Below are 25,640 nucleotides of genomic sequence, written 5' to 3'. Positions count from 1 at the left end.
CCTGAGTGGTGCCGCAAGGAAAATGTAGGCGCCCGTCAATGAGTGAAGGAGTGGTGCTTTGAACAACAACATGTTTTCGAAGGCAGCAGTGTGGCTGGTTATCGCACTGGTGCTGTTTACGGTGTTCAAGCAGTTCGACAAGCCCCGTGTCCAGGAAGGCGTTTCCTATTCGCAGTTCATGGACGACGCCAAGACCGGTAAGGTCAAGAACGTCATCGTTCAGGGGCGGAACCTCACGGTCACTCCCGCAGACGGTCCGAAGTACCAGATCGTGTCGCCTGGCGACATCTGGATGGTCGGCGATCTGATGAAGTACGGCGTTCAGGTGAGCGGCAAAGCTGACGACGAACCGAGCGCGCTGATGTCCGCGCTGTATTACCTCGGACCGACCATCCTGATCATCGGCTTCTGGTTCTACATGATGCGGCAGATGCAGGGGGGCGGGAAGGGCGGTGCGTTCTCGTTTGGCAAGTCCCGTGCACGTCTGATCGACGAAAACAACAACGCTATCAATTTCACCGACGTCGCCGGCTGCGACGAAGCCAAGGAAGAAGTGTCCGAGCTGGTCGATTTCCTGCGCGATCCGCAGAAGTTCCAGAAGCTCGGTGGGCGGATTCCTCGCGGCGTGCTGCTGGTCGGCCCGCCGGGAACCGGCAAGACCTTGCTCGCACGCGCTATCGCGGGCGAAGCCAAGGTGCCGTTCTTCAGCATCTCGGGTTCGGACTTCGTTGAAATGTTCGTCGGCGTGGGCGCGGCCCGCGTGCGCGACATGTTCGAACAGGCGAAGAAGCATGCACCGTGTATCGTGTTCATCGATGAAATCGATGCGGTCGGTCGTCATCGCGGCGCCGGCATGGGCGGCGGCAATGACGAGCGCGAACAGACGCTGAACCAGATGCTCGTGGAAATGGACGGCTTCGAGGCCAATTCCGGCGTCATCGTGATCGCTGCGACAAACCGTTCCGACGTGCTCGACAAGGCGCTGCTGCGTCCGGGCCGTTTCGACCGTCAGGTGTATGTGGGGCTGCCGGACATCCGCGGTCGCGAGCACATCATGAAGGTGCATCTGCGCAAGGTGCCGATCGCCAACGACGTCGACGCAGCAGTGATTGCACGCGGCACGCCGGGCTTCTCGGGCGCCGATCTCGCGAACCTCGTCAATGAAGCGGCCTTGTTTGCCGCACGTCGCGGTAAGCGCATCGTCGAAATGGCGGACTTCGAGGACGCGAAGGACAAGATCTTCATGGGACCGGAGCGCAAGTCCGCGGTTATCCGTGAAGAATCGAAGCGCGCAACTGCGTACCACGAGTCGGGCCACGCGGTCATTGCGAAGCTGCTGCCGAAGGCCGATCCGGTGCACAAGGTCACGATCATTCCGCGCGGTCGCGCACTGGGTGTGACGTGGCAGTTGCCGGAACACGACAACGAAACGTATTCGAAGGACTACCTGCTCGATCGTCTCGCCATTCTGTTTGGCGGTCGTGTCGCGGAAGAGTTGTTCCTGAACCTGATCAGCACCGGCGCATCGGACGACTTCAACAAGGCGACGGCTACGGCGCGCGCCATGGTTGCCCGCTTCGGCATGACCGACGCGCTCGGACCGATGGTCTACGTCGACGATGAAAACGATGCGACGCCGTTCGGTCGCGGGTTCACGCGCACGATCTCCGAAGCGACGCAGCAAAAGGTCGATTCTGAAATCCGCCGCGTGCTCGACCAGCAGTACAACCTCGCACGCAGTCTGCTCGACGCGAACCGCGACAAGGTCGAAGCGATGACCGCCGCCCTGATGGAATGGGAAACGATCGACGCCGATCAGATCAACGACATCATGGACGGCCGGCCGCCGCGCTCGCCGAAGACCAGTTCGTCCCCGCCGGCAGGCGATGCGTCGTCGGGTGGCAGCACGGGTACCGAAGTCAAGTCGGGCAGCGCAACTGCACCGGCCTGACCTGAACTGCCTCTACGTACGTTAAGTACGGGCCGGTGTGATATCGCACCGGCCCGTTTTGCATTCTTCGTTTTGTATTCTTCTTTTACGCAGCCCTGCTAGTCCAGTTTCGTGTCGAACATCGATTTGCTGTCTCGCCCCATCCCCGGTCCGCTTCAATGCGGGCGCTTCACGCTCTCGTTCGAGCGGCCGCTCGTGATGGGCATCCTGAACGTCACGCCCGACTCCTTTTCCGATGGCGGCCGCTACGCTGCGTACGGCGACGCGCTGCGGCAGGCCGAGCGGATGATGCTCGACGGCGCGGACATGCTCGACATCGGCGGGGAATCGACGCGGCCGGGCGCGCCCCCGGTGTCGCTCGACGAAGAACTGGAACGCGTGATCCCGCTGGTCGAAGCGCTGCACGGCGCGAACGTGCCGCTCTCCGTCGACACCTACAAACCCGGCGTAATGCGCGCAGCGCTCGCGGCCGGTGCGGATCTGATCAACGATGTCTGGGGCTTTCGCATGCCTGGCGCGATCGAGGCCGTGCGTGACAGCAACTGCGGTCTATGTGCGATGCACATGCTCGGCGAGCCGCGCACGATGCAGACCGGCGAGCCGGCTTACGAAGACGTGGTGCGCGACGTGCGCCGTTTTCTGACGGAGCGCGTCGACGCATTACGCGCGGCGGGCATTGCCCAGGCACGCATCGCCGTCGACCCCGGCTTCGGCTTCGGCAAGACGGTAATCGAGCAGAACTACACGTTGCTCGCGCAACTACTGGAATCGGCGCCGCAGCTTGACCCACCGTTGCCGGTGCTCGCAGGCATGTCGCGCAAATCGATGCTCGGCGCAGTGACCGGGCGCGCCGCGCCCGACCGGCTGGCGGCGAGCCTCGCCGCCGCGGTCTGCGCGGCCGAGCGCGGCGCCGCGATCGTGCGCGTGCATGACGTCGCGCCGACCGTGGATGCCTTAAAAATCTGGACCGCGATGCGCGATGCCGTGCGTCGTGGTTGAACCTCTCAGTTGAACCCTTCAAGCAAGAAAGGAAGAACTCACAATGGCACGTCGCTATTTCGGTACCGATGGGATTCGCGGCAAGGTCGGCGATGCGCCGATCACGCCCGACTTCGTGTTGCGGCTCGGCTATGCCGCAGGGAAGGTGCTGGCGGGCGCTGACCGCTGGGCGCAGACCGGCACGCGACCTACGGTGCTGATCGGTAAGGACACGCGCGTTTCGGGCTACATGCTGGAAGCCGCGCTCGAATCGGGCTTCTCGGCGGCGGGCGTAGACGTGATGCTGGCCGGTCCGATGCCGACGCCGGGGGTGGCGTACCTGACGCGTGCTTTGCGCCTCGCTGCGGGCGTCGTGATCAGCGCCTCGCACAATCCTTACTACGACAACGGCATCAAGTTCTTCTCCGCCGACGGCAACAAGCTGCCCGACGAGATCGAACACAAGATCGAAGAGCAACTGGACAAGCCGCTCGCGTGCGCATCGTCGGAGCAACTGGGCAAGGCACGCCGGCTCGATGACGCGGCGGGCCGCTACATCGAGTTCTGCAAGAGCACGTTTCCCGCCGCGTTCGATCTGCACGGCATGAAACTCGTCGTCGATTGCGCGCACGGCGCCGCCTACGACATCGCACCGCACGTATTCCACGAGCTCGGCGCCGAGGTGATACCGATCGGCGTTGCGCCGAACGGCTTCAATATCAACGATGGCGTCGGCGCCACGGCGCCGGACGCGCTGGTGCGCGCAGTGCGGGCGAATCGCGCGGACTTCGGTATTGCGCTCGATGGCGATGCCGATCGCGTGCAGGTGGTCGATTCGACGGGGCGACTCTATAACGGCGACGAACTGCTGTATGTGCTCGTCAAGGACCGTGTCGCCACCGACGGCAAGGTCGAAGGCGCAGTCGGCACGCTGATGACCAACATGGCCGTCGAAGTCGCGCTGCGGCGTGCCGGCGTGAAGTTCGTGCGGGCCGCGGTCGGCGACCGCTACGTGCTCGAACAGTTGCGCGAGCACGGCTGGCAACTCGGCGCCGAGGGATCGGGCCACATCCTGTCGCTCGACCGCCATTCGACCGGCGACGGCATCGTGTCATCGCTGCTCGTGCTGGCCGCGATGAAGCGCAGTGGCAAGTCGCTGCATCAACTGCTCGATGGGGTGACGCTGTTTCCGCAGAAGCTGATCAACGTGCGCATGAAACCGGGCGCCGACTGGAAGGGCAGCGACGCGATCCGTCACGCGATCGCCGATGCCGAGCGCGCGCTCGACGACAAGGGTCGTGTGCTGATCCGCGCCTCCGGTACCGAGCCGGTGCTACGCGTGATGGTCGAGGCCGAGCATGAGCGCGACGCCTCAAAGCACGCGGAAGCGATCGCAGCCGTGGTGAAGCAGGCCACGGCCTGACCGGCTGAAGCGACCGCAACGACTGCATCGGCGGCTAAAGCCTTCCGATGCTCACTGCACTTTTCCCCAGAAAAACCGTGTGATGCGAACAAAGCAAACGTTCGCGTCCGCATTTTTTCGCCTAATCTCTACCAATACGGTAAAAACGTCGCGCCCGCTGCGTTTCCAGATGCGCTTTGCCTTTCATCACCGTAATAGATTTGACACACCTCCTTCACGGTTAGTCACGTTACTGTCATAAAGAGACCATAAGCTTCGCGGTGTCCTGCAATCCGCTCACACCACTGGAGGTCTCATGAAATTGATGCAAACCGTGTTCGCTGGCGTGGCTGGCGCGCTTTTCGCGATCGCAGCACAAGCCGCCGACGTAACCGGCGCGGGCAGCACCTTCGCAGCACCGATCTACACGAAATGGGCTGACGCCTATCAAAAGTCGGGCGGCGGCAAGATCAACTATCAAGGTATCGGCTCGTCGGGCGGCATCAAGCAGATCATCGCAAAAACGGTCGATTTTGCCGGTTCGGACGCTCCGCTGAAGGATGACGACCTCGCGAAAGACGGTCTGTTCCAGTTCCCGACAGTGGTTGGCGGCGTCGTGCCGGCGATCAACGTGCCGGGCGTGAAGCCGGGCGAACTGGCGCTGTCGGGCGAACTGCTCGGCGACATCTACCTCGGCAAGATCAAGAAGTGGAACGACCCGGCCATCGCCGCGCTGAACCCGAAGGTCAAGCTGCCGGATACGGACATTGCAGTCGTGCGCCGTGCAGACGGTTCGGGCACGAGCTTCATCTGGACGAACTATCTGTCCAAGGTGAACCCGGAATGGAAGTCGAAGGTCGGCGAAGGCACGACGGTGAACTGGCCGGTCGGTACGGGCGGCAAGGGTAACGACGGCGTGGCGGCATTCGTGCAACGTCTGCCGGGCGCAATCGGCTACGTCGAATGGGCGTATGCGAAGCAGAACCACATGACGTACGCGTCGCTGAAGAATGCGTCGGGTGCCGTGGTCGAGCCGGGCACGGAAAGCTTCAAGGCGGCTGCTGCTGGCGCGGACTGGAAGAAGTCGTTCTACCAGATCCTCACGAACGAGCCGGGCAAGGACGCATGGCCGGTGGTCGGCGCGACGTTCGTGCTGCTGCACACGGCGCAGGACAAGCCGGAACAAGGCAAGGAAACGCTGAAGTTCTTCGACTGGGCATTCAAGAACGGCGGTTCGGCTGCCGACGAACTGGACTACATCTCGCTGCCGTCGTCGGTGGTGAGCGAAATCCGTTCGCAGTGGAAAGACAAGGTGAAGGATACGGCTGGCAAGGCGATCGCCGAGTAAGCTTCATCCGTCTAGCAGGGTGACCCGCCGCCCGGCCACGCGTTTAGCGCGTGGTCGGGCGGCCGCAGTACTGGCGGGAGGCGTCGTGCCGTCCCGCATCTGGAAACAGGTTCTCATGTCCGACATCCATCTCGTGTCGAATACGCCCGGCGCCCGTCCGCCCGGCAGCGCGGCGCAGCAGAAGGCGCCCAGCCGCGCCGGCGACGTGATCTTTGGGGCACTCGCCTGGCTTGCCGCGATCGTGACGCTGCTGCTGCTTGGCGGCATCATCGTTTCGCTGGTCGTGGCCTCCTGGCCGTCCATTCATCAATTCGGTTTCAGTTTCCTCTGGACCTCCGACTGGGATCCTCCCAGCCAGAAATTCGGCGCGCTCGTTCCGATCTACGGGACCATTGCGACGTCGATCATTGCGCTCGTTATCGCGGTGCCCGTCAGCTTCGGCATCGCGTTGTTTCTCACTGAACTCTCGCCCGCCTGGCTGCGCCGGCCGCTCGGCATCGCGATCGAACTGCTCGCCGCGATTCCGTCGATCGTCTACGGCATGTGGGGCCTGCTCGTGTTCGCGCCGATCTTTGCCGAGTGGTTCGAAAAGCCGCTCGGTCAGTTGCTCGGCGGCCTGCCGATCGTCGGTGCGCTGTTCCAGGGCGCACCGATCGGTATCGGCATTTTGTGCGCCGGTGTGATTCTCGCGATCATGATCATTCCGTACATCGCCGCGGTGATGCGCGACGTGTTCGAAGTGACGCCGGTGCTGCTGAAGGAATCGGCCTACGGCATCGGCTGCACGACGTGGGAAGTGATGTGGAAGATCGTGCTGCCGTTCACGAAGTCGGGTGTGATCGGCGGCGTCATGCTCGGCCTTGGCCGCGCACTCGGCGAAACGATGGCTGTGACGTTCGTGATCGGCAATACGAACCTGCTCGATAACGTCTCGCTGTTCTCGCCGGGTAACAGCATCACGTCGGCGCTTGCCAACGAGTTCGCCGAAGCGGACCCGGGGCTGCACATCTCCGCGTTGATGGAACTGGGCCTGATTCTCTTCGTGATCACCTTCATCGTTCTGGCGATCTCCAAGATCATGCTGCTGCGTATGGAACGCGGGGAGGGCGCGAAATGAGCGAGCCGATCCTGAACATGCCGGGTCTTGCCGATCCGGCCGCACTCGAAGCAACGCGCAACCGCCTGCAACGGCGTCGCCGCGGCATCAATGCGGTAGCGCTCATGCTGTCGCTGGCCGCGATGGCGTTTGGGCTGCTGTGGCTGGTCTGGATTCTGTACACGACGCTGCACCTCGGCATCGGTGGTCTGTCGATCGAGCTGTTCACGCAGTCGACGCCGCCGCCGAACACCGATGGCGGTGGCCTCGCGAATGCGATTGTCGGTAGCCTGCTGATGGTCGTGCTTGCCACCTTCGTGGGTACGCCGATCGGCGTGCTGGCGGGCGTCTACCTCGCGGAATACGGTCAGAAGAGCTGGCTTGCGAGCATCACACGCTTCATCAACGACATCCTGCTGTCCGCTCCGTCGATCGTCGTCGGCCTGTTTGTGTACGCGCTGATGGTGCCGAGAATGGGCCACTTCAGCGGCTGGGCGGGGGTGATGTCGCTGGCGTTGCTGCAGATCCCGATCGTGATCCGTACGACCGAGAACATGCTGAAGCTGGTGCCGAACGCACTGCGTGAAGCCGCCTTCGCGCTCGGCACGCCGAAGTGGAAGATGGTGCTGTCGATCACGCTGAAGGCATCGATCGCGGGCATCGTGACCGGTGTACTGCTGGCGATCGCGCGGATCGCAGGCGAGACCGCGCCGCTGCTGTTCACCGCGCTGTCGAACCAGTTTTTCTCGCTGGACCTGAACCAGCCGATCGCGAATCTGCCGGTCACGATCTACAAGTTTGCGATGAGCCCGTTCTCGCAATGGCAGTCGCTCGCGTGGGCCGGGGTGTTCCTGATTACGCTCGGGGTGCTGGGATTGAATATCCTCGCGCGCTCGATCTTTTCGAAAAAGTAAGGGCGGAGCAATCCGATGAATATGGCAGAGAGTCACCTCAACCCCGTCGAGCGCCCCGCAGCGCCTGCTGGCTTCGATCCGGCCGCGAGCGAGCGCACACACGCGCCGACGCAGCCGAAGATCGAGGTCAACGACCTCAACTTCTTCTACGGCAAGTATCACGCGCTGAAGAACGTCAATCTGAAGATTCCCGAAGGCAAGGTGACCGCGTTCATCGGGCCGTCGGGCTGCGGCAAGTCCACGCTGCTGCGCACCTTCAACAAGATGTATGCGCTCTATCCGGAGCAGCGCGCCGAAGGCGAAATCCTGATGGACGGCGAGAACCTGCTGACGACGAAGCGCGACATCTCGCTGCTGCGCGCGCGCATCGGCATGGTGTTCCAGAAGCCGACGCCGTTCCCGATGTCGATCTACGACAACATCGCATTCGGCGTGAAGATGTTCGAATCGCTGTCGCGCTCGGAGATGGACGACCGCGTCGAGTGGGCGCTCACCAAGGCCGCGCTGTGGAACGAAGTGAAGGACAAGCTGGGCCAGAGCGGCTACGGTCTGTCCGGCGGCCAGCAGCAGCGGCTGTGTATCGCACGCGGTATCGCGATCCGCCCGGAAGTGCTGCTGCTCGACGAGCCGTGCTCGGCGCTCGATCCGATTTCGACGGGCCGCATCGAAGAACTGATTGCGGAGCTGAAAAGCGACTACACGGTCGTGATCGTCACGCACAACATGCAGCAGGCGGCGCGTTGTTCGGACTACACTGCCTACATGTACCTGGGCGAACTGATCGAATTCGGCGATACCGAGAAGATCTTTATCAAGCCGGTCCGCAAGGAAACCGAAGATTACATCACCGGCCGCTTCGGCTGAGCGCCGCTCGATGCCACGCAAGCGGCCCGCGTCACGCAGTACCAGAAGGGAGCATGACATGTCCGACAAACACCTCTCCAGTCAGTTCGATGCCGACCTGAACCTCGTATCGTCGAAGGTTCTCGAAATGGGCGGCCTCGTCGAATCGCAGATCGTGAACGCGATGCTGGCGCTGAACGGCTTCGATGGCGAAATCGCCGACCAGGTGATCGCCGCCGAAGAACGTCTGAATGCGATGGAAATCGAAATCGACGAAGAGTGCAGCAACATCATCGCGCGCCGTCAGCCGGCCGCGCGCGACCTGCGCCTCCTCATCGCGATCTCGAAGACGATTACGAATCTCGAACGCGCCGGCGATGAAGCCGAGAAGATCGCGAAGCGCACCAAGCGTCTGATGGAAGAGACTTCGTCGCGCACCATCAACATCGCGGAAATCAAGCTGTCCGGCGAAATGGCCGTGTCGATCCTGCGCCGCGCGCTCGATGCGTTTGCACGTCTCGATACCGTGGCCGCCGCGCAGATCGTGCGCGACGACAAGGCGATCGACGAAGAATTCCGCGCGTTCGTGCGCAAGCTCGTGTCGTACATGACCGAAGATCCGCGCACGATCTCTGCAGGCCTCGATTTCCTGTTCATCGCGAAGGCGATCGAGCGGATCGGCGACCACGCGAAGAACATCGCCGAATTCATCATCTATATCGTCAAAGGTACGGATGTGCGGCACAAGTCGCGTGACGCGCTCGAGCGCGAAGCGCTTAGTTGATTCCCGCTTTTTATTAAGGTCAAGAGGTGCCGATGCCTAGCAGCATTCTCGTCATCGAAGACGAGCCCGCCATTTCGGAGTTGATTTCGGTCAACCTTCAACACGCGGGACATTGCCCGATCCGTGCGTACAACGCCGAACAGGCGCAGAACCTGATCAGCGATGTGCTGCCCGACCTCGTTCTGCTCGACTGGATGCTGCCGGGGAAATCCGGCATCGCATTCGCACGCGACCTGCGCAACAACGAGCGTACGAAGCACATCCCGATCATCATGCTGACCGCACGTGGCGATGAACAGGACAAGGTGCTCGGCCTCGAAATCGGCGCCGACGACTACGTGACGAAACCGTTCTCGCCGAAAGAGCTGATGGCGCGTATCAAGGCGGTGCTGCGCCGCCGTGCGCCGCAGCTCACCGAAGATGTCGTCGCGATCAACGGTCTCAAGCTCGATCCCGCTACGCATCGGGTCGCCGCGCATGCGGAAGGCAGCGAGGTCAAGCTCGATCTCGGGCCGACGGAATTCCGTCTGCTGCATTTCTTCATGACCCATCCGGAGCGTGTGCACAGCCGCACGCAACTGCTCGATCAGGTGTGGGGCGATCACGTGTTCGTCGAAGAGCGGACCGTTGACGTGCACATCAAACGTTTGCGCGCGGCGCTCAAGCCCGCCGGGTGCGATGCTATGATCGAGACGGTTCGCGGCAGCGGTTACCGGCTGGCGCGGGCCGCATAACGCAGCATTCACCGCAGGTGGCGATGTCCAGCCGGTCCGCCGGTGGCGCGGTGCGCTCAGTCTGGCGCGCTTGCTGCGTGCGTCGCCGAACCGTCGTGCGTGCAGCGTGCCTCATCCTTTCTTCGATCGCTAGAACATGAACGTCATCTGGACGCGCTCCATCGTGTCGGTCGTGCTGCTTGCCGTTCTGTGCGCGGCGCTTGGCGTGCTGTTCAGCGTCAAGGCGGCACTGGTCCTCGCGATACTCGTGCTGCTCGTGCAGAGCATCTTCAGTACGTTTCACAAGCAGCGCCTGTGGCGCCTGCTCGATGCTCCGGTGTATGGCGAGGTGCCGAGTGCGCCCGGCATCTGGGGCGAAATCTATTACCGGCTACACAAGCTCGCGAAGCGCTGGCATGCACAGGTGCGCCAGGTCGAACAGCAGCATTCGCGTTTTATCCAGGCAATCCAGGCGTCGCCGAACGGCGTGGCGATGCTCGACGATCACGATCAGATCGAGTGGTGCAACGCGATCTCCGAGGTTCACTTCGGACTCGATGCGAAGCGCGATCTGCGGCAACACATTACCCATCTCGTGCGGCAGCCCGATTTCGTCCGTTACCTGAACTCGCATCAGTACGACGAAATGCTGATCATGCGCGGGATGGGCGACAAGCGGCAGAACGTGCTGTCGGTGCAGGTGTTTCCGTACGGCGAGAATCGCAAGCTCGTACTGTCGCAGGACATCACCGAGCTCGAGCGTACCGACGCGATGCGGCGCGACTTCGTGGCGAACGTTTCGCATGAACTGAAAACGCCGCTCACCGTGCTGTCCGGTTTTCTCGAGACGATGCGCGAACTGCCGCTCGGCGAAGCGGAGCGCACGCGCTACCTGGAACTGATGGAGCAGCAGGCGTCGCGCATGCGGCATATCGTCAGCGACCTGCTGGTGCTGGCGACGCTCGAAGGCGACGGCAAACCGCCCAGCAGCAGCCAGATGATCGATATGCGCGCGGTATTGCGCCATCTGAAGGAGGACTCGCAGAGTCTGTCCGGCGACCGGCACCGCATTTCGTTCGACGTGGACGAGGCGCTGACGGTAACCGGTGTCGAGACCGAGCTGATGAGCGCGTTCGGCAATCTGTTGACCAACGCAATTCACTACACGCCCGACGGCGGCACGATCCATGTGAACTGGCACGCGCAGGGCGAGTGCGCGGTGTTCTCGGTGATCGATAGCGGCCTTGGCATTCCCGCCGCCGATATCCCGCGGCTCACCGAGCGTTTCTATCGTGTGGACCGCAGCCGGTCGCGCGATACCGGTGGCACCGGGCTCGGCCTCGCGATCGTCAAGCACGTGCTGCAGCGGCACGATGCGCAACTGGAAGTGAAGAGCGAAGAAGGGCGCGGCAGTACGTTTTCCGTGCGCTTTCCGGCTGCACGTACGGCGCGTCGGCAACCGGCGCCGGTCTGAGTCTGAGCGCCGCACTGCATTGCTACAGAGGATTCGCTATAACCGCGCAGCGAGCTCCGCGCCTTCGCGAATGGCGCGCTTCGCATCGAGTTCGGTTGCAAGCGCCGCACCGCCGATCAGGTGATAACGCGTTCCCTCTGCCGCCTGGGTAGCCGGATAGAGTTCGCGTAACGACTCCTGTCCCGCGCAGACCACGATCGTTTCCACTTCGAGCCACTGTGTTTCGCCGCCGCGCGAGATCTTCAGTCCGCGCGCGCCGATCTCGTCATACGTCACGTCGTCGAGCATATGCACGCCGTTGCGTGTCAGCGTCGCGCGATGTACCCAGCCCGACGTTTTGCCGAGCCCCGCACCGAGCTTGCCGGCCTTGCGTTGCAGCAGCCAGATTTCGCGCGGTGGGTGCGGTTCATCGGCGCGCTTCAGGCCGCCGCGTGTCGTTACCGACAGATCCACGCCCCATTCGTCGAGCCATGCATCGCGTGGCATCGGCAGTGGCGCGCCGGGCGGATGCAGCAAGAATTCGCTGACATCGAAACCGATGCCGCCCGCACCGATCACAGCAACCGTACGCCCCACGGGCGCGCCGCGCAGCACCTCCACATACGACAGCACGTTCGGCCCATCGATACCCGCAATGCCCGGCTTGCGCGGCACGATGCCCGTAGCGACGATCACGTCGTCGTAACCACCCGCTGCGAGCAATGCTGCATCGACGCGTGTATCGAGCCTGATATCTACAGCATGCCGCTGCAACTGGCTGCTGAAATAGCGGATCGTTTCGGCGAATTCTTCCTTGCCCGGCACGCGCATCGCCAGATTGAACTGGCCGCCCACCACGGATGCTGCATCGAACAGCGTCACTCGATGACCGCGCGCCGCCGCGACGCTCGCAGCCGATAACCCGGCCGGTCCCGCACCGACCACGGCCACCTTGCGCGGTGTGCTGCCGGCAGCCAGCGGACGATAGACCAGTTCGGTTTCACGACCCGCACGCGGATTCACGAGGCAGGTTGCGCGTTTGTTCTGGAACGTGTGATCGAGACAGGCCTGATTGCACGCGATACACGTGTTGATTTCGTGCGCGCGGTTCTCCGCGGTCTTGACGACGAACTCGGGGTCGGCGAGCAGGGGCCGCGCGAGCGAGACGAGATCGCCGGCGCCCTCGGCGATCAGACGCTCCGCGAGTTCGGGCGTGTTGATCCGGTTCGAGACAATGACCGGCACGCGCACGGCAGCTTTCAAACGCGCGCTGAGCGGCGCGAATGCGGCACGCGGAACCGACGTGACGATCGTCGGCACGCGTGCTTCGTGCCAGCCGATGCCGGTGTTGAACATCGTCACACCGGCTGTTTCGAGCGCCTGGGCAACCTGCACGGTTTCATCCCACGTAGTGCCGCCATCGACCAGATCGATCAACGACAGCCGGTAGATGACGATAAAACGCTCGCCGCATGCGGCCCGCACCGCCTCGACGATTTCGCGCGGTAACCGCATGCGGTTCTCGATGCTGCCGCCATATTGATCGTTGCGCTGGTTGGTGCGCGGAGACAGGAACTGGTTCAGCAGATAGCCTTCGCTACCCATGATCTCGATACCGTCATAGCCTGCGCGTTGCGCGAGTCGCGCGCAGCGCGCGTAGGCCCGCACGGTTCGCGCGATGCCCGCTTCGCTCAACGCGCGTGGTTTGAACTTCGAGATCGGCGACTTCAGTGCCGACGCCGACACCACGAACGGTTGATAGCCGTAGCGCCCCGCATGGAGAATCTGCAGCGCAATCTTGCCGCCTTCCTCGTGAACCGCTTGCGTGAGCAACCGGTGATTGCGCAAATCGAACGCCGAATTGAGCGTGCCGCCGAACGGCAACAGCCATCCTTCGCGATTCGGCGAAATGCCGCCGGTGACGATCAGGCCCGTGCCGCCGCGCGCGCGCTCGCGAAAATAGGCGGCGAGCTTCGGATAATTCCAGAAGCGGTCTTCCATGCCGGTGTGCATCGAACCCATCACGACGCGGTTGCGCAGCGTCGTGAAGCCGAGATCGAGCTCCGCGAGCAAATTTTGGTAAGACATGCAGGGACCCTTGTAAAGTTTGGGTGCGCACGAACAATACACCGCGATCTGCGCCAAACCTCCGAAGAAAAATTCTAATCCGCCCAGTGCATTGCGCTGTCAGGCGTTATCGGCCCTCCGGTCGCCCACATCCTTCGACGGCACACCGATTGCTGAATGCGATCGTCCGAAAGACGCGTGCAATTTTTTGCAACACCTCGCTGGTGTCGCACGGCACGTACAGGGATACGACAGGTTGCCGCCATGCATGGCGATATAGCCGGTGCTTTGCCTCACTCACTCCGGGCAGCGCGGCGACCGCATAGCTCAATGGGTAGATGCCCAATACTAACGAGGTGGAAACATGAAATTTATCCGGACCATGGCGGCGGTAGTCGGCGCAGCGTCCTTAGTCGCTGCATGCGGCGGCGGAGGACACGATCTCGGCAAGGAACTCGGGCTGCAGGATGCAGAAATCCATTTCGTTCACGCGATACCGGGTGGACCGACGGTGGACTTTCTCGTCAACAACACAGCGCTGCAGAAAGGCATCAGCTACAAGAACGTGACCAACTTCACGAATATCGGCAATGGGCAGACCGCGGTCGCCTACACGGCGACAGGCACGACGACGCCATTGCTCGCGAGCGGAGCGTTTCCCGATGTCGCCAAGGGTCACGAATACACGGTGCTGGCATTGCCGGGGCTCACCGCGCCGGATATCGGCCTGATCGACGATCCGTTCGATAAAGGGCTGCTGTCGAACAGCGCGCGACTTCGTGCGTTCAATGCATCGGTTAACGCGTCGAACATCGACCTCTATCTTGTGTCGGCCGGCACGACCGACGTGAGCAGCGTCAGTCCGTCGATGGCGGGTGTGTCGTTCAAGAACGCGGTTCCGGCCAGCGGTCAGGATTCGATCTATGTATCGGGCGGAACCTACCAGTTGATCGCAACGCAGGCCGGCAGCAAGACGCCGATTTTTCAGTCGAACTCGTTCGATTTGCAGAACAACGCGGACTGGCTTGTGACGTCGGTGCCGATCGCGGGTGCGTTGAGCCAGTTGCTGCCGAACCAGATTCATCTGCTCGTGGCGCAGGGTGGCAACACGTCGCAACCGGCGCTTGAATTGACGAATACGTTGAACGGTCAGTAATACACGGCTTCGACAAACGACTTCAGTAGCGGTTAGCCGGAAGGCGCATAAGAAGAAACGGCGGCCCGCTTATGCGGGCCGCCGTTATTTACTGCTTCTGCAAATGCTGCGAGCAGAAAGAGCCCGCTTACTGCGCGACCTTGTCAGCCGTATTGGTGATCGCGTGGCCGCCGCTAGAAATATCCTGGCCGGCACCCGCCACGGTGTTGCAGCCAGCAAGCACGGCGGTGCCGGCGATCAGAAGCAGAGCGATGAGTCGAGTCATGGTGTGTTCTCCCGTTGAAAAAAGTATCCGGCTGGCGGCATGTTGCCGACCGGTCCGGTCCGATTGCGTGTCAAGAAAGCGATGATGCAGATGCTGTTGGCGATGCTGCGAATGTCATGCAGGTCGCCGCTGTCGCCGAGGTGCTTACAGTATCGAAATCGGCCAGCAATCGCCGTGCCTGCACGTCCGTGTGCGGCAAGACAGGCTGCGTTTCATGTGAAGACAGGCTCGCGCCGAACCCAGGCCCGCTGCGTGCTAACTACATGGACACATGCAGTCCAACGGTCCCGGAGGAAAACATCATGCTGAAATGGGCACTCATCTTTGCCGTCATCGCTGTGATTGCCGGCTTGCTCGGTTTTACCGGCATCGCGGCGGGCGCCGCTGTGATCGCGAAGTTCCTGTTCGTGCTGTTTCTGATTCTGTGCGTCGTATTTCTCGTGCTCGGCTTCGTCGTGACGAAGAAGATCGTCGATTAGCGTTGTCGACATGGCACAGCCGATGGTCTTGTTATCGCGGGATTGCTGCCCGCGTGGTTCATCCAGTCACAGGTGAATCGCGTCGTGGGCCGCCTGCCTGCGCCCTCACTGCATTGTCCGAGCGTACTCCATATCTGGTTCGTGCGCGCGGAGTCTCTGCAAACCGTTCAAGGAGTGGTCAATGTCGAAATCATCCGATGCACAGCAGTCGAACGATTCGTTCGTGATGGACGTGCAGCATTTGCGCGAACAGGCCCGCAAGCACATGTCGGAAGGTGCGGTTACCGAGACGTATGGCGCGGATCGCGACACCGTGCTGAAACTGCTCAATGATTCGCTCGCGACGGAGATCATCTGTGTGCTGCGCTACAAGCGCCATCACTTCATGGCGAAGGGCATCAACTCGGAAGCCGTTGCCGCGGAATTCGCCACGCACGCAGCGGAAGAGCAGGGCCATGCCGATCTGCTCGCGGAGCGTATCGTGCAACTAGGCGGTGAACCCGATTTCGATCCCGCGGGTTTTAAGGCCCGCGCGCATTCCGAATACAAGGAAGGCAAGAACCTCACCGACATGATTCGCGAGAACCTGATTGCCGAGCGTATCGCAATCGATTCATATCGCGAGATCATTCGCTACCTTGGCGACAAGGACACGACGACACGGCGCATCTTCGAGGAGATTCTCGCCGTCGAGGAAGAACATGCCGACGACATGGCCGACCTGCTCGACGGTCGCGAATGATGAGGGCAGGGGCAGCAATAACGTGGGCCTGAGAGACACACGGCGCAGTCGCGAAACGCGCTGCGCCGTGTGGATAAGGCGGGAATGACAGGGGCGATAAGGCCGAAGCCAAAGCGCCTGCAAAGACTTTAGTTAACCTTCCAGTACGCCCGGCCGGTTGCGCAGATACGCTTCGAAATCGGCGGCAACTTCCGGATGCCGCAGCGCGAATTCGACTGTCGCCTTCAGATACCCGAGCTTGCTGCCGCAATCGAAGCGCGTGCCGTGATACTTGTACGCGAGCACCTGTTCGTCGGCGAGCAGCGACTGGATCGCATCGGTCAGTTGCAGTTCACCGCCCGCACCCGGCTTCAACGCACGGATGTGTTCGAAGATGCGCGGCTTGAGCACGTAGCGGCCGACCACGCCGAGATTCGACGGCGCGACTTCGGGCGCCGGCTTTTCGATGATCCCCGACATCTTGATGATCGAGTCTTCCCACTCCTTGCCGTCGACGATCCCGTACGACTTCGTTTCCGCGGGCGGGATCTCTTCCACGCCGATCACCGAGCTGTGATAGTGGTCGAACACGTCGATCATCTGCGCCATCACGGGCGGCGTGCCGTACAGCAAGTCGTCCGCAAGAATCACCGCAAACGGGTTGTCGCCGACCAGTTTCTCCGCGCACAACACTGCGTGCCCGAGGCCGAGCGCTTCCGGCTGGCGCACATAGAAACAATCGACATGGCTCGGCTTGATACTGCGTACCAGATCGAGCAGCTTGGTCTTGCCACGCGCTTCGAGTTCGGCCTCGATCTCATAGGACTTGTCGAAGTGATCTTCGATCGCGCGCTTGCTGCGGCCCGTCACGAAGATCATTTCAGTGATGCCCGCGGCCATCGCCTCCTCGACCGCGTATTGAATGAGCGGCTTGTCGACGATGGGCAGCATTTCCTTCGGGCTCGCCTTCGTGGCGGGGAGGAACCGGGTGCCGAGACCTGCTACCGGGAAGACTGCCTTTGTAACTTTTAGCATGTGATTACCCTGATCCTCTGGTTACGTTACTGTCGCCCGGCGGCCTTCAAGCCGGCAGACGAGCGAGCTGGCTGCCCAGCTTGCCGAGAGTGGTCTGAAAATCTGCCAGCCTTTTTTGCTCCTGCTCGACGACGGCGGCTGGTGCTCTTGCCACAAAGCTCTCGTTCTGGAGCTTCGCATTGCATTTCACGACTTCTGCTTCCAGTCGCGCAATCTCCTTCGACAGCCGTTCGCGTTCGGCCGCGACATCGATCTCGACCTTCAACGCGAGCTTGTCACTTCCTACGATAGCAAACGGCGCGCCATGAGCGGCGGTATCGAAGGCGGATTCGTCGGCGATGATCTGCACTTCCGAGAGACGCGCGAGCGCCTGCACGTACGGCGCGAACGCGCGCAGGCGCTCTGCGTTGCCGGTGGCGAGCAGCGGCACCTTGACCGCCGGCGACAGGCTCATTTCGCCACGCAGGTTGCGGCATGCGTCGATGGTGGCTTTCAGGTCCGTCACCCACTGTTCGGCTACCGTATCGATTTTCGCCGGCTCCGCAACGGGGTAACCCTGCACCATGATCGACGCTTCGCCGTCCGTCTTGCCCGCCGGATAGCGGTCGGCAAGCGGCGCTACCTTCTGCCACAGCGCCTCGGTGATGAACGGAATGACCGGATGCGCGAGCCGCAGCACGGTTTCGAGCACGCGCAACAGCGTGCGTCGCGTCGCGCGTTGCTGCTCGGGCGTGCCGGTCTGGATCTGCACCTTGGCCAGCTCGAGATACCAGTCACAGTATTCGTCCCAGACGAACTTGTATATGGCGTTTGCCACATTGTCGAAACGGTAGTCGGCAAAGCCCTTCGCGACATCGGCTTCGGTGCGCTGCAGATGCGACACGATCCAGCGGTCGGCCTGCGAGAAATCGGTGTAGCCGCCGGGGCCGCAGTCGCCGGGCTGGCAGTCGCCCGGTTTGCTGAAGCCGCAGTCGTGGCCTTCGCAGTTCATCAGCACGAAGCGCGTGGCGTTCCACAGCTTGTTGCAGAAGTTGCGATAGCCTTCGCAGCGCGCGAGATCGAAGTTCACGTTGCGCCCGAGCGTCGCCATCGATGCCATTGTGAAGCGCAGCGCGTCGGTGCCGAATGCCGCGATGCCGTCAGGGAATTCCTTGCGGGTTTTCTTTTCGATCGTCGCGGCCTGCTTCGGATTCATCAGGCCGGTCGTGCGTTTCGCGACCAGCGCTTCGATGTCGATGCCATCGACGATATCGATCGGATCGAGCGTATTGCCCTTGCTCTTCGACATCTTCTGGCCTTCGGCATCGCGCACGAGGCCGTGCACATACACGGTATCGAACGGCACCTTGCCCGTGAAGTGCGTGGTCATCATGACCATACGCGCGACCCAGAAGAAGATGATGTCGAAGCCGGTGACGAGCACCGACGAAGGCAGAAACGCCTGCAGTTCCTTCGTGTCGTTCGGCCAGCCGAGCGACGAGAACGGCACGAGCGCCGACGAGAACCACGTGTCGAGCACGTCTTCGTCGCGTTTCAACGCGCCGGCGTAGCCCTTTGCGGCAGCCTGGGCGCGGGCGTCTTCCTCGTTCTTCGCGACGAAGATCTCGCCGTTTTCGCCGTACCACGCGGGAATCTGATGGCCCCACCACAGCTGGCGTGAAATACACCAGTCCTGGATGTTCTCGAGCCACTGGTAGTAAGTCGTGGACCAGTTCTCGGGCACGAAGCGGATTTCGCCGCTGCGCACGACGTCGAGCGCCGTTTCGGCAATCGATTTACCCGGATTGAACGTGCCTTCTGGCGCCGGCTTGCTCATCGCGACGAACCACTGGTCGGTCAGCAGTGGTTCGAGCACGACGCCCGTGCGGTCGCCGCGCGGCACCATCAGCTTGTGCGGCTTTACCGATTCGAGCACGCCGAGCGCTTCGAGATCGGCGACCACCTGCTTGCGTGCGACGAAACGGTCGAGGCCGCGATATTTTTCCGGCGCGTTATCGTTGATCTTCGCTTCGAGCGTGAGGATCTCGATCTGCGGCAGTTTGTGACGCTGACCGACCTGGTAGTCGTTGAAGTCATGCGCGGGCGTCACCTTCACGACGCCGGTGCCGAATTCGCGGTCGACGTAGTCGTCGGCGATGACCGGAATTTCGCGGTCGGTGAGCGGCAGCTTGACGTGTTTGCCGATCAGGTGCGCGTAGCGTTCGTCTTCGGGGTGCACCATCACGGCGACGTCGCCGAGCATCGTCTCGGGACGCGTGGTGGCTACCGTCAGATGGCCGGAGCCGTCGGCGAGCGGATACTGGATGTGCCACAGGAAGCCGTTTTCTTCCTCGCTGGCTACTTCGAGATCGGAGACCGCCGTCATCAGCACCGGGTCCCAGTTCACGAGCCGCTTGCCGCGATAGATGAGGCCCTGTTCATACAGCTTGACGAACACGTCGCGCACGGCGGCCGACATCTTGTCGTCCATCGTGAAGTATTCGCGCGACCAGTCGATCGACGCGCCGAGGCGCCGCACCTGACCGGTGATCGTCGAGCCCGATTGCTGCTTCCATTCCCACACGCGTTCGACGAATTTCTCCCGGCCGAGGTCGTGACGCGAGACGCCTGCGCCGTCGAGCTGCCGCTCCACCACGATCTGCGTGGCGATCCCCGCGTGGTCGGTGCCGGGCACCCACAGCGTGTTCTCGCCGAGCATCCGGTGATAGCGGATCAGGCCGTCCATGATCGTCTGATTGAACGCGTGGCCCATATGCAGCGTGCCCGTGACGTTCGGCGGGGGCAACTGGATCGAGAAATTCTTGCGGCCCGGCTCGAACGCAGGGGCGGCATAGCCGCGTTTTTCCCATTCGGGTGCCCATTGGGCCTCGATGGTCTGGGGCTCGAAACTCTTGGCAAGCGTGCTGTCGCTCATGGGTGGCGGTCTGCTCAAAATGCGTGGAAAGATGCTGTGAACCTTGAATTATAAAGGGAGTGGGGGGTAAACCGGCTGTCGGGTGCGCGAGGCGGTGGGACGGTGGGGTGCGCAGCGGTTACCACCGGGCGTGCACAAGCCTCATCGGCCGATCGCGACACCGGACATATAATGTCGAACGATCTGTCACACCGCGTCCGTATTGCGCCGCCCTCTGCCGTTTTCCCCAGCTCACATGCCCGATCTGCTCGCCAATCTGAATCCTGAACAACACGCCGCCGTCACGTTACCCAACGAACCGGCCCTCATTCTGGCAGGGGCCGGCAGCGGCAAGACACGGGTACTGATTACCCGGATCGCGTGGCTGATCCAGCAGGGTTACGCCTCGCCGATGACCATCCTCGCCGTCACGTTCACGAACAAGGCCGCGCGCGAGATGATGTCGCGCCTCTCGGCGCTGCTGCCGATCGATACGCGCGGCATGTGGATCGGCACCTTCCATGGCCTGTGCAACCGCATGCTGCGCGCACACTATCGCGACGCGGCGCTGCCGTCGACGTTCCAGATTCTCGATACGGCCGATCAATTGTCGGCGATCAAGCGCCTGATGAAGGGCCTCAACATCGACGACGAAAAATATCCGCCGAAAAACCTGCAGTACTTCATCAACAACGCGAAAGAGCAGGGGCTGCGACCGAAAGATGTCGATGCCACCGACAACTTCAACCGCAAGTTCGTCGAGCTGTACGAGGCCTACGACCAGCAGTGCCAGCGCGAAGGCGTGGTCGACTTTCCCGAGCTGCTGCTGCGCTGCTATGAGTTGCTTGCGCATAATCCGCCGCTGCGTGCGCACTACCAGGCGCGCTTCAAGCACATCCTCGTCGACGAGTTCCAGGACACGAACAAGCTGCAGTACGCGTGGCTCAAGATGCTGGCCGGCGAGAGCAACGCGATCTTCGCGGTCGGCGACGACGACCAGTCGATCTACGCGTTTCGCGGCGCGAACGTCGGCAACATGCGCGACTTCGAAAATGAATTCAACGTCCGCAACCTGATCAAGCTCGAACAGAATTACCGCTCGCACGGCCACATTCTCGACGCGGCAAACCAGTTGATCGCGAACAACGCGCGGCGCCTGGGCAAGAATCTGCGCACCGACGCCGGACACGGCGAACCGGTGCGCGTCTACGAAGCCGCGACCGATACCCAGGAGGCCGGCTGGATCGTCGAGGAGATCCGTGCGCTGATCAACACAGGGCACGCGCGCAGCGAAGTCGCGGTGCTGTACCGGAGCAATGCGCAGTCGCGCACGATCGAGCACACGCTCGTCAACGCAGGCATTCCGTATCGCGTGTATGGCGGGTTGCGCTTTTTCGAGCGGCAGGAAATCAAGCATGCGCTCGCGTATCTGCGGCTGATCGACAATCCGAACGACGATACCTCGTTCGCCCGCGTCGTCAATTTCCCGACGCGCGGCATCGGTGCGCGCTCGATCGAACAGGTGGCGGATGCGGCGCGCCAGTACAACTGCTCGATGGCGGCGGCGATCGTGTATGTGGCGGGCAAGGCCGGCTCGAGCCTCAGCGCGTTTGCCACGCTGATCGCGAAGATGCGCGCCGAAACGCAGCAGATGAGTCTGCCGGAAACCGTCGAGTACGTGGTGCGCGCAAGCGGCCTCGCCGATTTCTATCAGAACGAACGCGAAGGTCAGGACCGACTCGAGAACTTGCAGGAACTGGTCAATGCGGCGGCAGCGTTTGTCAGCGAAGCGGGCTACGGGCTCGATACCCCGGCTCGTTCGATTCCGCTGCGCCCCGGCGCGACTGCCGCGCCCGAACTCGAAGCGCAGGGCGACAGCGTGGTGGTGCTCGACGCCGTGGACGTGACCGACCCCGCGCAGAATCCCGACACGATGACGCCGCTGGCCGGTTTCCTCTCGCATGCGTCGCTTGAAGCGGGCGACAACCAGGCGCAGGCCGGCCAGGACGCCGTGCAGTTGATGACGGTGCACGCGGCGAAGGGGCTCGAATTTACAGCGGTGTTCATCACTGGCCTTGAAGAGGGGCTGTTTCCGCACGAGAACAGCGCGATCGAAGCGGACGGGCTCGAAGAAGAGCGCCGTCTGATGTATGTGGCGATCACGCGTGCGAAGGAGCGGCTGTATCTGTCGTTTGCGCAGAGCCGGATGCTGCATGGCCAGACGCGCTACAACATCCGCTCGCGGTTTTTCGATGAACTGCCGCAGGACACGTTGAAGTGGCTCACGCCGAAGGTCGAGGCCGGTTCGCGTTGGGGCGGTCGGTCCGACAATGCAGGCTATGGGCGCGACTGGTTTGGTCGATCCGATCGTCAGAGCGAATATTCGGACCCGGCGGTCACGGCGCCGTTGCCGGCTTTTGCGAACGCACAGCGTGCCGCCGAGAGCGGTTTTCGCATCGGTCAGCCGGTGTTCCATACGAAGTTCGGCGAAGGCACGATCACGGCGCTCGAAGGCGGCGGTCCGGATGCGCGGGCTCAGGTGAAATTCAAGCGACACGGCGAGAAGTGGCTCGCGCTGGCGGTGGCGAAACTGCAGGCGGTCGAATGAGCGCGCTCGATACGTTGCCGGTTTCGTCTAAAGAGGCTGCCGGTGCGCTGCGACCGCTGGGCATCCTTGCCGCGCTGCCGGAAGAACTCGGCGATCTGCTCGCAACGATGCGCGCGGGTTCCGGCGTGCAGACGGTTACGCATGGACGACGCGAGTATCACGTCGGCACCGTGCACGGTGTGCGTTGCGTCGTGACGCTCGCGCGCATCGGCAAGGTCGCGGCGGCGGCGACCGTGAGCGCATTGATCCACGCATTCAATGTCGAAGCGATCGTGTTCGCCGGCGTTGCTGGTGGAGTGGGACGCGAGGTGAAGATCGGCGATATCGTCGTGTCGGATGCGCTGCTACAGCACGACCTCGACGCGTCACCACTGTTTCCGCGTTTTGAGGTGCCGTTGCTCGGCATCGCGCGCTTCGCTGCCGATCCCGCGCTTGCCGCACAGCTCGCTGCGGCATGTGAGCGCTTCGTCGCGCAGGAAGGCGCCGCGCTCGCGGCCCGCTTCGGGACGCAGATGCCGCGCGTGCACCGCGGTCTCGTGATCAGCGGGGACCAGTTCGTCGCGAGCGCGGCGGCCGTCGAAGCGCTGCGCGATGCGCAACCCGCTGCGCTCGCCGTCGAAATGGAAGGGGCGGCGATCGCCCAGGTCTGCTACGAGTACGGCGTGCCGTGCGCGGTGGTGCGCACGATCTCCGATACCGCCGACGATCACGCGCCGGCGTCGTTCGAGAGTTTTCTGAGCGAGATTGCCGGCACGTATTCGACGGGCATCCTGCAGCGGTTTTTGCAGGACTTCGCGAGTACGCGCGGTTTGACGTTGCGCTAACTGCGTTGCGTATCGAGCGCCTCGCGCACCTGCTGTAGCGCGGCCGGATCTTCAATGGTCGGCAAGTCACCCGGCTCGCGGCCTTCAGCGAGCGCCGCAATCGCGCGGCGCAATAGCTTGCCCGAGCGCGTCTTCGGTAGCATCGCCACGACGTGCACGCGTGCCGGCCGCGCGATTGCGCCAAGCTGACGATCCACGGTTTTCACAAGATCGGCTTCGAGCGTGCGGCGTGCCTCGTCGGTTGCGTAACCACCGGCGTCGCGTAGCACCACGAACGCGAGCGCAACTTGCCCCTTCAACGCATCCGTTACGCCAACTACAGCCACTTCCGCGACGGCCGCATGGCTCGATAGCGCCTCTTCGATTTCGCGCGTGCCGAGCCGGTGACCGGCGATGTTGATCACATCGTCGGTGCGGCCGAGGATCGTCACGTAGCCGTCTTCATCCTGCACACCCCAGTCGAAGGTCGAATACACGTGCTGATTCGGCACACTCGACCAGTACGTATCGACGAAGCGGGCATCGTCGTGCCATACCGTTGCCATGCAGCCGGGCGGCAGCGGATAGCCGAGCGTGATGACGCCTTTTTCGCCAGGTGCGCAAGGCTCGCCGGTGTCTTCGTTGCGCAGCGTCAGATCGTAGCCATACACCGGCACGCCCGGTGAGCCGAGCTTGGGTGGCAGGACTTCGACGCCGCGCTGGATCGCGAGCATCGGCCAGCCGGTTTCGGTCTGCCAGTAGTTGTCGACCACCGGCTTGCCAAGTGCGTCGCCGATCCAGGAGGCAGTCGGTTCATCGAGCGGCTCGCCGGCCAGAAACAGTGTGCGCAGGCTCGACAGATCGGACTGCTTCAGCAGCGCCGGGTCCTGTTTCTTGAGCACGCGGATCGCGGTCGGCGCGGTGAACATCAGGTTGATGCGGTGTTGCTCGACGAGCCGCCACCATATGCCGCCGTCCGGACGCACCGGTGTGCCTTCGTACATCACGGTGGTGAGCCCCGCGAGCAGCGGTGCATAGATGATGTAGCTATGGCCGACCACCCAGCCGATGTCCGACGCGGTGAACATCGTGTCGCCGGGCCGGCCTTCGAAGATGTATTCCATCGATGCCGCAAGCGCGACCGCATAACCGCCGACATCGCGCTGCACGCCCTTGGGCCGCCCCGTCGTACCCGACGTATAGAGCACGTACGACGGTTCATTCGATTCGAGCCACTCGCACGGCACATGCGCATCGAAGAACTGTTCGCGCAGTGGTTCGTAGTCGATGAGGTAGCTGGCGTTGAGACGCTCGGGTGCGAGCTGCCGGTCGATCAGCAGCACGTGCGGCGGTTTGTGCGTGGCGCGGGCGAGCGCTTCGTCGACGAGCGGCGTGTAGTCGATCACCTTGCCGCCGCGTGCGCCGGCATCGGCGGTGACGATCAGCACGGGCTGCGCGTCGTCGATGCGCGCGGCCAGATTCGGCGCAGCGAACCCGCCGAACACGACCGAATGAATCGCACCGAGCCGCGCGCAGGCGAGCATCGCGAAGACGGCTTCGGGGATCATCGGCAGATAGATCAGCACGCGGTCGCCGCGCTTCACACCGAGCGAGCGCATCGCGGCGGCCATCCGGTTGATTTCGGCGTGCAGTTCCGTGTACGTATAGCGGCGCTCGATACCGGTTTCCGTCGATACGTAGACCAGCGCGTTTTGCTGCGGACGATCGGCGAGATGGCGATCGACGGCGTTATGACAGAGGTTGGTGCGCCCGCCGACGAACCAGCGCGCAAACGGTGGATTCGAGCGGTCGAGCACCGTATCGAATGGCGTTTCCCAATGGATGCGTTTGGCCTCTTCGCGCCAGAACGCTTCAGGGTCTTCGATCGAGCGGCGGTGGAAATCGCGGTACGAGGGCATCGGCGATCCTGTCTTTATGTGATTGAAGCTGTCGCGCAGAGCGTGTTCTGCGGGTCTCTTCAGGCAGCATAGAGCAGGCGGGAGGGGCGGGCAATGCGTGGCGATCTGTCCGCTTGGGCGAGCGGCGTAAAAAAGAGGCTGCTTCAGATCGCAGCGTCTATCGAAAGACGAAGCGATCAGGAGCAGCCTCCCTGGCCAAAACCTGAATTTAA

The 25,640-nt window shown here is 62.5% G+C and carries 20 protein-coding genes; 15 read left to right on the top strand and 5 right to left on the bottom strand.

Annotated features, from left to right (window positions below):
• Positions 1–58 precede the first annotated feature (58 nt).
• The 10 genes from ftsH (at position 59) to phoR (ending at position 11,503) form a co-directional block, all read left to right on the top strand.
• Positions 59–1,951: an ATP-dependent zinc metalloprotease FtsH gene (gene ftsH / locus M0D65_RS04100; RefSeq protein WP_091020041.1), complete on the top strand. Its 1,893-nt coding sequence runs from the start codon at positions 59–61 to the stop codon at positions 1,949–1,951.
• Between the two features lie 111 nt (positions 1,952–2,062).
• Positions 2,063–2,950, top strand: coding sequence for a dihydropteroate synthase (gene folP, locus M0D65_RS04095; protein WP_266251351.1), 888 nt, complete (start codon positions 2,063–2,065; stop codon positions 2,948–2,950).
• A 43-nt stretch (positions 2,951–2,993) separates the two neighbouring features.
• On the top strand, positions 2,994–4,352 hold the full coding sequence (gene glmM / locus M0D65_RS04090) for a phosphoglucosamine mutase (RefSeq protein WP_266251349.1): 1,359 nt from the start codon (positions 2,994–2,996) through the stop codon (positions 4,350–4,352).
• Positions 4,353–4,647: 295 nt separating this feature from the next.
• Positions 4,648–5,679: a phosphate ABC transporter substrate-binding protein PstS gene (pstS, locus tag M0D65_RS04085; RefSeq protein ID WP_091020048.1), complete on the top strand. Its 1,032-nt coding sequence runs from the start codon at positions 4,648–4,650 to the stop codon at positions 5,677–5,679.
• A 115-nt stretch (positions 5,680–5,794) separates the two neighbouring features.
• Positions 5,795–6,796, top strand: coding sequence for a phosphate ABC transporter permease PstC (gene pstC, locus M0D65_RS04080; RefSeq protein ID WP_091020050.1), 1,002 nt, complete (start codon positions 5,795–5,797; stop codon positions 6,794–6,796).
• A complete protein-coding gene (gene pstA / locus M0D65_RS04075) occupies positions 6,793–7,689 on the top strand; it encodes a phosphate ABC transporter permease PstA (RefSeq protein ID WP_091020052.1) in 897 nt (298 codons plus the stop codon). Before pstC ends, pstA begins: the two co-directional genes overlap by 4 nt.
• A 15-nt stretch (positions 7,690–7,704) precedes the next feature.
• Complete coding sequence (pstB, locus tag M0D65_RS04070) at positions 7,705–8,553, top strand: phosphate ABC transporter ATP-binding protein PstB (RefSeq protein ID WP_096717128.1); 849 nt, start codon at positions 7,705–7,707, stop codon at positions 8,551–8,553.
• Positions 8,554–8,611: 58 nt separating this feature from the next.
• Positions 8,612–9,316: a phosphate signaling complex protein PhoU gene (phoU, locus tag M0D65_RS04065; RefSeq protein WP_266251345.1), complete on the top strand. Its 705-nt coding sequence runs from the start codon at positions 8,612–8,614 to the stop codon at positions 9,314–9,316.
• A gap of 32 nt (positions 9,317–9,348) precedes the next feature.
• Entirely contained in the window at positions 9,349–10,050 is a 702-nt protein-coding gene (gene phoB, locus M0D65_RS04060) for a phosphate regulon transcriptional regulator PhoB (protein ID WP_091020058.1), read from the top strand.
• Between the two features lie 136 nt (positions 10,051–10,186).
• Positions 10,187–11,503, top strand: coding sequence for a phosphate regulon sensor histidine kinase PhoR (phoR, locus tag M0D65_RS04055; protein ID WP_266251343.1), 1,317 nt, complete (start codon positions 10,187–10,189; stop codon positions 11,501–11,503).
• Positions 11,504–11,539: 36 nt separating this feature from the next.
• On the opposite strand, the gene M0D65_RS04050 is transcribed toward phoR, so the two are convergent.
• Positions 11,540–13,570, bottom strand: coding sequence for an NADPH-dependent 2,4-dienoyl-CoA reductase (locus M0D65_RS04050; protein WP_266251341.1), 2,031 nt, complete (start codon positions 13,568–13,570; stop codon positions 11,540–11,542).
• Positions 13,571–13,913: 343 nt separating this feature from the next.
• On the opposite strand from M0D65_RS04050, the gene M0D65_RS04045 reads away from it, so the two are divergent.
• The gene (locus M0D65_RS04045; RefSeq protein WP_266251339.1) at positions 13,914–14,705 is read left to right on the top strand and encodes a DUF4397 domain-containing protein; all 792 of its coding nucleotides are present in this window, start codon (positions 13,914–13,916) and stop codon (positions 14,703–14,705) included.
• A 127-nt stretch (positions 14,706–14,832) separates the two neighbouring features.
• Here the strand turns inward: M0D65_RS04045 and M0D65_RS04040 are convergent, their stop codons facing one another.
• Entirely contained in the window at positions 14,833–14,970 is a 138-nt protein-coding gene (locus M0D65_RS04040) for an entericidin A/B family lipoprotein (protein ID WP_091020066.1), read from the bottom strand.
• Between the two features lie 302 nt (positions 14,971–15,272).
• On the opposite strand from M0D65_RS04040, the gene M0D65_RS04035 reads away from it, so the two are divergent.
• Together M0D65_RS04035 and M0D65_RS04030 are read left to right on the top strand one after the other, a co-directional pair.
• Positions 15,273–15,449 carry a DUF1328 domain-containing protein gene (locus M0D65_RS04035; RefSeq protein ID WP_091020219.1) on the top strand — a complete coding sequence of 59 codons (177 nt, stop codon included), beginning with the start codon at positions 15,273–15,275 and terminating at the stop codon, positions 15,447–15,449.
• Between the two features lie 181 nt (positions 15,450–15,630).
• Positions 15,631–16,191, top strand: coding sequence for a bacterioferritin (locus tag M0D65_RS04030; protein WP_266251336.1), 561 nt, complete (start codon positions 15,631–15,633; stop codon positions 16,189–16,191).
• A 132-nt stretch (positions 16,192–16,323) separates the two neighbouring features.
• Here M0D65_RS04030 and galU read toward each other — a convergent pair whose 3' ends face one another.
• Complete coding sequence (galU, locus tag M0D65_RS04025) at positions 16,324–17,205, bottom strand: UTP--glucose-1-phosphate uridylyltransferase GalU (protein ID WP_266251334.1); 882 nt, start codon at positions 17,203–17,205, stop codon at positions 16,324–16,326.
• 46 nt (positions 17,206–17,251) lie between these two features.
• Positions 17,252–20,119, bottom strand: a complete 2,868-nt coding sequence (locus M0D65_RS04020) for a valine--tRNA ligase (RefSeq protein WP_266251332.1) — start codon at positions 20,117–20,119, stop codon at positions 17,252–17,254.
• Between the two features lie 235 nt (positions 20,120–20,354).
• Between M0D65_RS04020 and M0D65_RS04015 the strand changes: the two genes are divergently transcribed.
• A complete protein-coding gene (locus M0D65_RS04015) occupies positions 20,355–22,706 on the top strand; it encodes a UvrD-helicase domain-containing protein (protein ID WP_266251330.1) in 2,352 nt (783 codons plus the stop codon).
• The gene (locus tag M0D65_RS04010) at positions 22,703–23,530 is read left to right on the top strand and encodes a 5'-methylthioadenosine/adenosylhomocysteine nucleosidase (RefSeq protein WP_266251329.1); all 828 of its coding nucleotides are present in this window, start codon (positions 22,703–22,705) and stop codon (positions 23,528–23,530) included. Before M0D65_RS04015 ends, M0D65_RS04010 begins: the two co-directional genes overlap by 4 nt.
• Here the strand turns inward: M0D65_RS04010 and M0D65_RS04005 are convergent.
• A complete protein-coding gene (locus M0D65_RS04005) occupies positions 23,527–25,428 on the bottom strand; it encodes a propionate--CoA ligase (protein WP_266251327.1) in 1,902 nt (633 codons plus the stop codon). The genes M0D65_RS04010 and M0D65_RS04005 overlap by 4 nt on opposite strands.
• Between the last annotated feature and the right edge of the window lie 212 nt (positions 25,429–25,640).

The sequence above is a fragment of the Paraburkholderia sp. CHISQ3 genome (assembly GCF_030464945.1).
Classification (GTDB): Bacteria; Pseudomonadota; Gammaproteobacteria; order Burkholderiales; family Burkholderiaceae; genus Paraburkholderia; species Paraburkholderia megapolitana.
The sequence above is the reverse complement of the archived record's forward strand: the minus strand, read 5'-3'. Positions and strand labels throughout refer to the sequence as shown.

Coding starts and splice junctions, on each gene's coding strand:
- glmM (WP_266251349.1), top strand. CDS start 2,994: ATGGCACGTCGCTATTTCGGTACCGATGGGATTCGCGGCAAGGTCGGC.
- pstS (WP_091020048.1), top strand. CDS start 4,648: ATGAAATTGATGCAAACCGTGTTCGCTGGCGTGGCTGGCGCGCTTTTC.
- pstC (WP_091020050.1), top strand. CDS start 5,795: ATGTCCGACATCCATCTCGTGTCGAATACGCCCGGCGCCCGTCCGCCC.
- pstA (WP_091020052.1), top strand. CDS start 6,793: ATGAGCGAGCCGATCCTGAACATGCCGGGTCTTGCCGATCCGGCCGCA.
- pstB (WP_096717128.1), top strand. CDS start 7,705: ATGAATATGGCAGAGAGTCACCTCAACCCCGTCGAGCGCCCCGCAGCG.
- phoU (WP_266251345.1), top strand. CDS start 8,612: ATGTCCGACAAACACCTCTCCAGTCAGTTCGATGCCGACCTGAACCTC.
- phoB (WP_091020058.1), top strand. CDS start 9,349: ATGCCTAGCAGCATTCTCGTCATCGAAGACGAGCCCGCCATTTCGGAG.
- phoR (WP_266251343.1), top strand. CDS start 10,187: ATGAACGTCATCTGGACGCGCTCCATCGTGTCGGTCGTGCTGCTTGCC.
- M0D65_RS04050 (WP_266251341.1), bottom strand. CDS start 13,570: ATGTCTTACCAAAATTTGCTCGCGGAGCTCGATCTCGGCTTCACGACG.
- M0D65_RS04045 (WP_266251339.1), top strand. CDS start 13,914: ATGAAATTTATCCGGACCATGGCGGCGGTAGTCGGCGCAGCGTCCTTA.
- M0D65_RS04040 (WP_091020066.1), bottom strand. CDS start 14,970: ATGACTCGACTCATCGCTCTGCTTCTGATCGCCGGCACCGCCGTGCTT.
- M0D65_RS04035 (WP_091020219.1), top strand. CDS start 15,273: ATGCTGAAATGGGCACTCATCTTTGCCGTCATCGCTGTGATTGCCGGC.
- M0D65_RS04030 (WP_266251336.1), top strand. CDS start 15,631: ATGTCGAAATCATCCGATGCACAGCAGTCGAACGATTCGTTCGTGATG.
- galU (WP_266251334.1), bottom strand. CDS start 17,205: ATGCTAAAAGTTACAAAGGCAGTCTTCCCGGTAGCAGGTCTCGGCACC.
- M0D65_RS04020 (WP_266251332.1), bottom strand. CDS start 20,119: ATGAGCGACAGCACGCTTGCCAAGAGTTTCGAGCCCCAGACCATCGAG.
- M0D65_RS04015 (WP_266251330.1), top strand. CDS start 20,355: ATGCCCGATCTGCTCGCCAATCTGAATCCTGAACAACACGCCGCCGTC.
- M0D65_RS04010 (WP_266251329.1), top strand. CDS start 22,703: ATGAGCGCGCTCGATACGTTGCCGGTTTCGTCTAAAGAGGCTGCCGGT.
- M0D65_RS04005 (WP_266251327.1), bottom strand. CDS start 25,428: ATGCCCTCGTACCGCGATTTCCACCGCCGCTCGATCGAAGACCCTGAA.